Origin of the sequence: Mycobacterium sp. (assembly GCF_035314665.1) — a bacterium.
Lineage (GTDB): Bacteria > Actinomycetota > Actinomycetes > Mycobacteriales > Mycobacteriaceae > Mycobacterium.
This window is the reverse complement of record NZ_DATFZD010000367.1, coordinates 1-4,801: the sequence shown is the minus strand read 5'-3', so window position 1 is coordinate 4,801 and position 4,801 is coordinate 1. Positions and strand designations below refer to the sequence as shown.

Below are 4,801 nucleotides of genomic sequence, written 5' to 3'. Positions count from 1 at the left end.
GACTGCCCAGCCCGATCCCAGCCACTGATACGCGACGTGCTGAGGGATGTCGGCGACGTCGCCCGGGGCGTAGACGGTGCCCGCGTGGACCGCCTGAATATGCGGCTTTACAACAACTTTCACGGTTATGACTCCAGTTCGGTCAGACGATCATGCTCATCAATCGAGCAAGAAGACTGTGTCCCAATCCTGACCGCCATACGCAAGGCGGCCGTCCGGCAAGCGCGCTGCCGCTAGGACATCCTTCAGTGTACCCGCCGAGATCACCACCGGCTCGCCGGCCCTCAGCGCGGCCGATATTCTTCATGGTCTTCACGTTCGCCTCAGCGGGCTGGGGCGTGGGCGTAGCTGTGGGAACGTCAGGGTGCCTTCGACCGCGACGCTCTCGCCCAGGCGCTCATCAAGGCCGCCGACCAGATTGGCGCGTCGAGAAGGTCAATGGTTCAGCCGGTGGGTTGCGCGTCGGTCCCTGATACGTGCCGCAGTTTGCGCCGTCCATCAATGAAACTCCATGCCGCCATGGCGAAGAAGAGCAGGGCGACCGGCAGCGCTTTCAGGCCAACGTCCGGTGTGAACATTGCCCACACCGTCAGGGCGCCGAACACCGCAAGCCCGGCCCCAACTGCGAGGCCGATCACCCCCGACTGCTTCGCGTTTCCGTAGATCGGGCGCCGCTCGCCAGGCTGCAGCCGGCGATGGCGAACCGCTGCGAGAATCAATAGACCAGCGCCGATCGCAGCAATCACAATGCCCGATACCAGGTGGCTCGTCTGGTGCGTCTCCAGACAGTCGAGAGCCCTCACCCCGCCGAAACTGAACACGACCAGGCCGACGATGTAGAAAACACGTACTGCGGTCATCGATTCACCCTCCTTCCGGGAGTTATTTGTGGTGGTCCAGTGCGTAGCCGCCCCCGCCGGTGAGCGCGCCGCCCGCGCATCCGCCGGCAATGACGGCCGGATCGAGGGGCCCTGTAATTAGCCCACCGATGCCCGCCGCGGTCCCCGCGAGAACGCAGCCCTCCCCAGCCTTTTTGAGCATCTCCCAGAGGTTGAACCGCTGCGCGTCGTTCAGCTTGCCCTGTAACTCGGCGTCCACCAGGGCGCGGATCTCGTCGGGCGTCAACGCGGCGCCCGGACCGGATTGGGTCAGCTTTTGAAGCAAAGACGTCAACGGGTCTTCGGCATGCGGCGGCGGGGGCGCCGTCGAGGGCATCAACAGGCCACCGGTCGGATCCGGCGGACCCGGAGGCGCGGCGGCCGCAACCGTCGGTGGCACGGGGAACGGGCCGATCTGCGGTGCTGCGCCCGGCGGCGGAGGCGGTGCGGGTGCTGGGCCGCCGCCATCCTGTTTGAAGGTCGCTCCCCGAGCGGTCATCATGCTGTTGCCGTTGGAGCCGTCGTCGACGATCACATCGTCGGGACTGGACGCGGCGCCAGTATTACCGTGGGCGGACCCGTATCCACCCGTGGCTGAGCTAATTGCCGCCGCGGCCATCGCGGACTGCTGAGCACCGCCCTGTACCACGGCCTGGGCTCGCCGCAGCTGGTTCTGCAAATACTCGGCGAGCTGTCTTCTACCAGCCGGGGTATCCGTGGTCGGCGCGATCGCGGCGACTCCGGCGTGTGTCTCAGCGATGATGCCGTCCATTAGCCGGCGCCCCGTGGCCCCGAGCTGGCGGCCACCGTGTTCATCGCGCCAGACGTGGCGTGGTCGGCCGGAACAACTCGGCTGAGCCTGTGCACAGCGACGCCGGCCACGCCGGTGTAGGCCCGGCTGCCTGCACCCTGCCAGTCGGCGGTCGCCGCGGCGTGTACAGCAGCCAGCGACTCGTGCGCGAACGCGACAGTCGCTGTGCGGCTGAAGTCGGCCGCCTGCGGTGCCGGCCCGAACAGGTCGCGCGCGCGGTACAGCTCCTCGAACCCCTGATCGGTGAGCCCCTGCAACGACACAGCTCCCAGTATCAGGGAAAGCGCGGGCGACCGGCCACCACTACGAGACGCAATCGCCGGGATCTCAACTCCGCATCGAGCGAAACGTTGTGAAGACGGACGCTTGTGACCGGCTCGCTCGCTACTACTCCTCGACGGCCTCGAGGGGCCGGTGCCGCTTACCGCCATTGCTTCGCGCCGATGCGGTGCCTAGTGGTTGTCCGTTTCGCGGACGGTCGTCGATACTCATGGCTATGTCCCTGCGAGCGGTCACCGAAGCGGTTCTGGCGCACCTCCAGCGCGCCCGGGAGCTGTTCGGTCCCGCCCCGCGCGCGGCGGCCTTCGCTAGCACCGGAGGCCTGAGCAGTGCCGGGACCACCGTGGCAGCACAGCTTTCCGCCGCAACCGCAGAGTGGCATGGCACCAGCAACGGCGCCTACTCCGGCGTCGCTGCACCGGCTGTGGGGGGCGTCGGTCGCGTTGTTGAATCCGACGCCGCCGCGTCGGCAGGGATGACCGCGGCCGGTGTGGCGGCACGGGACGGCGCCAGTGCGATGGACGGCATCATCGCCGACACCCGGCGTGGTATAGCCGCGATCGCGCCGATCACCGATACCCCGGCGGAGAGAATGCAGCTTGTTGAGCATCTGCAGACGCAGCTCAACCGGGCCCAGGTCGTGGTGGACAGCGCCTCGCAGCAGGGCGCGACACTCAGCGGCCAAATCAGCACCGCCGCGACGGGCTATCGGATCGCGAGTGCGAACCCCGCCGGCATCGATCCCCGATATGGTCCAGACGATGTCATCGTCGGCAACGGCTCACATATGCAGGGCAGCTTCCAGATGGTCGACAATGGCGTACCCACCCCGCCGCCAGCGCCACCAGTCACCGGTGATCCCATCAAGCTGCCCCCAGCCCTGCCACTGCCGGTGCAGGTGATCGATGCGTCCCCGCCGGACGCGGTACCGACACCGGCGCCGAAAGCGGGATTCCCGAAGTGCGACAACGTCGCGGTCGTCAAGGACTGGGCGGAAATCATCGGAGGAGGCCTGTTGTTTGGCGCATCGATCCCTGCCGACCTCGCGAGCCTCGGCGCCGCGACGCCTGGACTCGTTACGGGTGCCTGGGGCGTCGGCGACGGTGCCGACAACTTGAGGCGATGCAAATGAACGGCGTCGTCTGGGCTGCTGCGGTGGTGGCGGTGCTCGGTGTGCTGTTCGGCTTGGCCACTGCCACTGTGCTGAGGCGCCGCGCATCAAGTCCCGAACAGGCCTCACGGAGATCGCGTGCCTTCAGCGCCTACTGCATGCTGCTGCTCGCCGCAGTGTTGCTCTTCGCCGGCATCACTGAAGAACATCGCCGGTATCTAAACATCGGGATTGCCGCTGTCATGGTGGTTATCGCAATCTGGCAGTTGCGCAACGTGAAGCGCCAGACGCGGGAAAGTCCGTAGCGAGACCGTTGGGCGACACACCAAGCCCGAAAGACCCACAGAACCGGTGTGACGGTGCGGCAAGTGCGTATCGGCCATGGACAAACTGTGGCAGCAGCTCACGCCAAGGGGTGCAAAGGCCGCGCAGCAGACGGCCGGCGCCCCGCGTTCCCACAACGAGGGAAGAGCCAGCCCACGCCTGCTGGCCTGCCGCGACATTGACCTCTGCTACGGGACACGCCGCGGAGCCGTCGGCAGGTTCAATCTCGGCGATGCGCGAAGAGAGGCGCTGCGCGAACAGAGGCGCTGCGCGAAGACAGAAGACAGCAGATGCCGAGGTCAGCAGATCTAGCCGGCAGGTGACAGGCGCAGCACCCGGATCGTCCGGACGCCGTCGGTTCGCTGGGCGTACTTGGAGTAGCCGGAGTAGAGGTCTTCAGCGAGTGAGTACAGCCGGTCGTGCTCGGCGCCGTCGGTCTCACGCGCCACGAATCGGCCGCCGTGCGGTCCCTTGTGCAACTCGCATTCGGGATGGGCGACCAGGTTGTGGTACCAGCCGGGGTGTCGCGCGCCGCCGTAGTTCGATGCCATCAGGATCACGTCGTCGCCGTCGGTGAAATATACGAGCGGAGTCTCGCGCTGCTGGCCGCTGCGTGCACCAGTCGACGTCAGGACGACAACCGGCACCGCGCCGGCCGCCAGGCTGACGCGCCCGCCGGTGGCCCGCAGGATCGGCGCGTCTAGCGGCGCGGCGATCGCGCGATGCACCGCCGCACCGGCCTTGGTGGCCACGAGCCGCTGCATCCCCCGCTTCCACGCCGCGCGGCGGGCGCGCGGGTTGACCCGGGGAATCCCGTTGATGGTCTCGGTAGGCATGGTGTGCCGATCCTACGACGCGTGCCCGCGAATGCCCTAGCAGCGGCCGGTGGCCCGATCGCACCCACAGCCGGCGATATCTCCTCCACAGCCGGCGATATCTCCTCGCCAGCTGACGCGTCGAGGACTGCAAATACGCCGCTTTCGATGTCGGCGACCTATCGAATCCCCTGAGAGCCATACACCGGATGCGAACGGCGCTCAGCCTTCGGCGGGCGGATCACGACGGTCGAGTGCCACTCGTTATACTGCCTAAATACAGTGGGCCTCCGAAAGGCCTCCACGAAAGGCCCCTACGAAGGCCTCGACAAAAGGCCTCCAGAAAAGGCCTCTACGAAAGAGTCGGGACATGGAGCGCACACACGATGACACCTGGGACCTCGCGACCAGCGTGGGAGCGACCGCGACGATGGTTGCCGCGGCGAGGGCCAGAGCCACCAACGCCGACGCCCCACTGATCGACGACCCCTTCGCCGAACCGCTCGTCCGCGCCGTGGGGGTCGACTTCTTTACCCGCTGGGCCACCCGTGAACTGCAGCCCGCCGACGTCGACGACCCGAAC

General features: G+C 67.0%; 7 protein-coding genes. 3 read left to right on the top strand and 4 right to left on the bottom strand.

From position 1 onward, the window contains the following. Positions 1 to 443 precede the first annotated feature (443 nt). Genes VKI00_RS25460 through VKI00_RS25450 form a run of 3 tightly spaced genes read right to left on the bottom strand, consistent with a single transcriptional unit; the run spans position 444 to position 1,952 of the window. Positions 444 to 860 carry a hypothetical protein gene (locus VKI00_RS25460; protein WP_324443269.1) on the bottom strand — a complete coding sequence of 139 codons (417 nt, stop codon included), beginning with the start codon at positions 858 to 860 and terminating at the stop codon, positions 444 to 446. 22 nt (positions 861 to 882) lie between these two features. Then, complete coding sequence (locus tag VKI00_RS25455) at positions 883 to 1,650, bottom strand: DUF4226 domain-containing protein (protein WP_324443268.1); 768 nt, start codon at positions 1,648 to 1,650, stop codon at positions 883 to 885. After that, positions 1,650 to 1,952 carry a hypothetical protein gene (locus VKI00_RS25450; protein ID WP_324443267.1) on the bottom strand — a complete coding sequence of 101 codons (303 nt, stop codon included), beginning with the start codon at positions 1,950 to 1,952 and terminating at the stop codon, positions 1,650 to 1,652. Before VKI00_RS25450 ends, VKI00_RS25455 begins: the two co-directional genes overlap by 1 nt. Positions 1,953 to 2,185: 233 nt before the next feature. Here VKI00_RS25450 and VKI00_RS25445 point away from each other — a divergent pair, with 233 nt between their 5' ends. Both VKI00_RS25445 and VKI00_RS25440 read left to right on the top strand, forming a co-directional pair. Beyond that, positions 2,186 to 3,100, top strand: coding sequence for a hypothetical protein (locus VKI00_RS25445; protein ID WP_324443266.1), 915 nt, complete (start codon positions 2,186 to 2,188; stop codon positions 3,098 to 3,100). Continuing rightward, positions 3,097 to 3,384 carry a hypothetical protein gene (locus tag VKI00_RS25440; RefSeq protein WP_324443265.1) on the top strand — a complete coding sequence of 96 codons (288 nt, stop codon included), beginning with the start codon at positions 3,097 to 3,099 and terminating at the stop codon, positions 3,382 to 3,384. The genes VKI00_RS25445 and VKI00_RS25440 overlap by 4 nt, the downstream gene beginning before the upstream one ends. A 327-nt stretch (positions 3,385 to 3,711) precedes the next feature. Here the strand turns inward: VKI00_RS25440 and VKI00_RS25435 are convergent, their stop codons facing one another. After that, positions 3,712 to 4,239 (bottom strand): nitroreductase/quinone reductase family protein, encoded by a 528-nt coding sequence (locus tag VKI00_RS25435; RefSeq protein ID WP_324443264.1) that lies wholly within the window; start codon positions 4,237 to 4,239, stop codon positions 3,712 to 3,714. A gap of 349 nt (positions 4,240 to 4,588) precedes the next feature. On the opposite strand from VKI00_RS25435, the gene VKI00_RS25430 reads away from it, so the two are divergent. Then, positions 4,589 to 4,801: class I SAM-dependent methyltransferase (locus VKI00_RS25430; RefSeq protein WP_324443263.1), on the top strand; the 213-nt coding region annotated here is incomplete at its 3' end.

What these genes read in the sequence shown, in the direction of transcription:
- VKI00_RS25460 (WP_324443269.1), bottom strand. Translation starts at nt 860, where the DNA reads ATGACCGCAGTACGTGTTTTCTACATCGTCGGCCTGGTCGTGTTCAGT.
- VKI00_RS25455 (WP_324443268.1), bottom strand. Translation starts at nt 1,650, where the DNA reads ATGGACGGCATCATCGCTGAGACACACGCCGGAGTCGCCGCGATCGCG.
- VKI00_RS25445 (WP_324443266.1), top strand. Translation starts at nt 2,186, where the DNA reads ATGTCCCTGCGAGCGGTCACCGAAGCGGTTCTGGCGCACCTCCAGCGC.
- VKI00_RS25440 (WP_324443265.1), top strand. Translation starts at nt 3,097, where the DNA reads ATGAACGGCGTCGTCTGGGCTGCTGCGGTGGTGGCGGTGCTCGGTGTG.
- VKI00_RS25435 (WP_324443264.1), bottom strand. Translation starts at nt 4,239, where the DNA reads ATGCCTACCGAGACCATCAACGGGATTCCCCGGGTCAACCCGCGCGCC.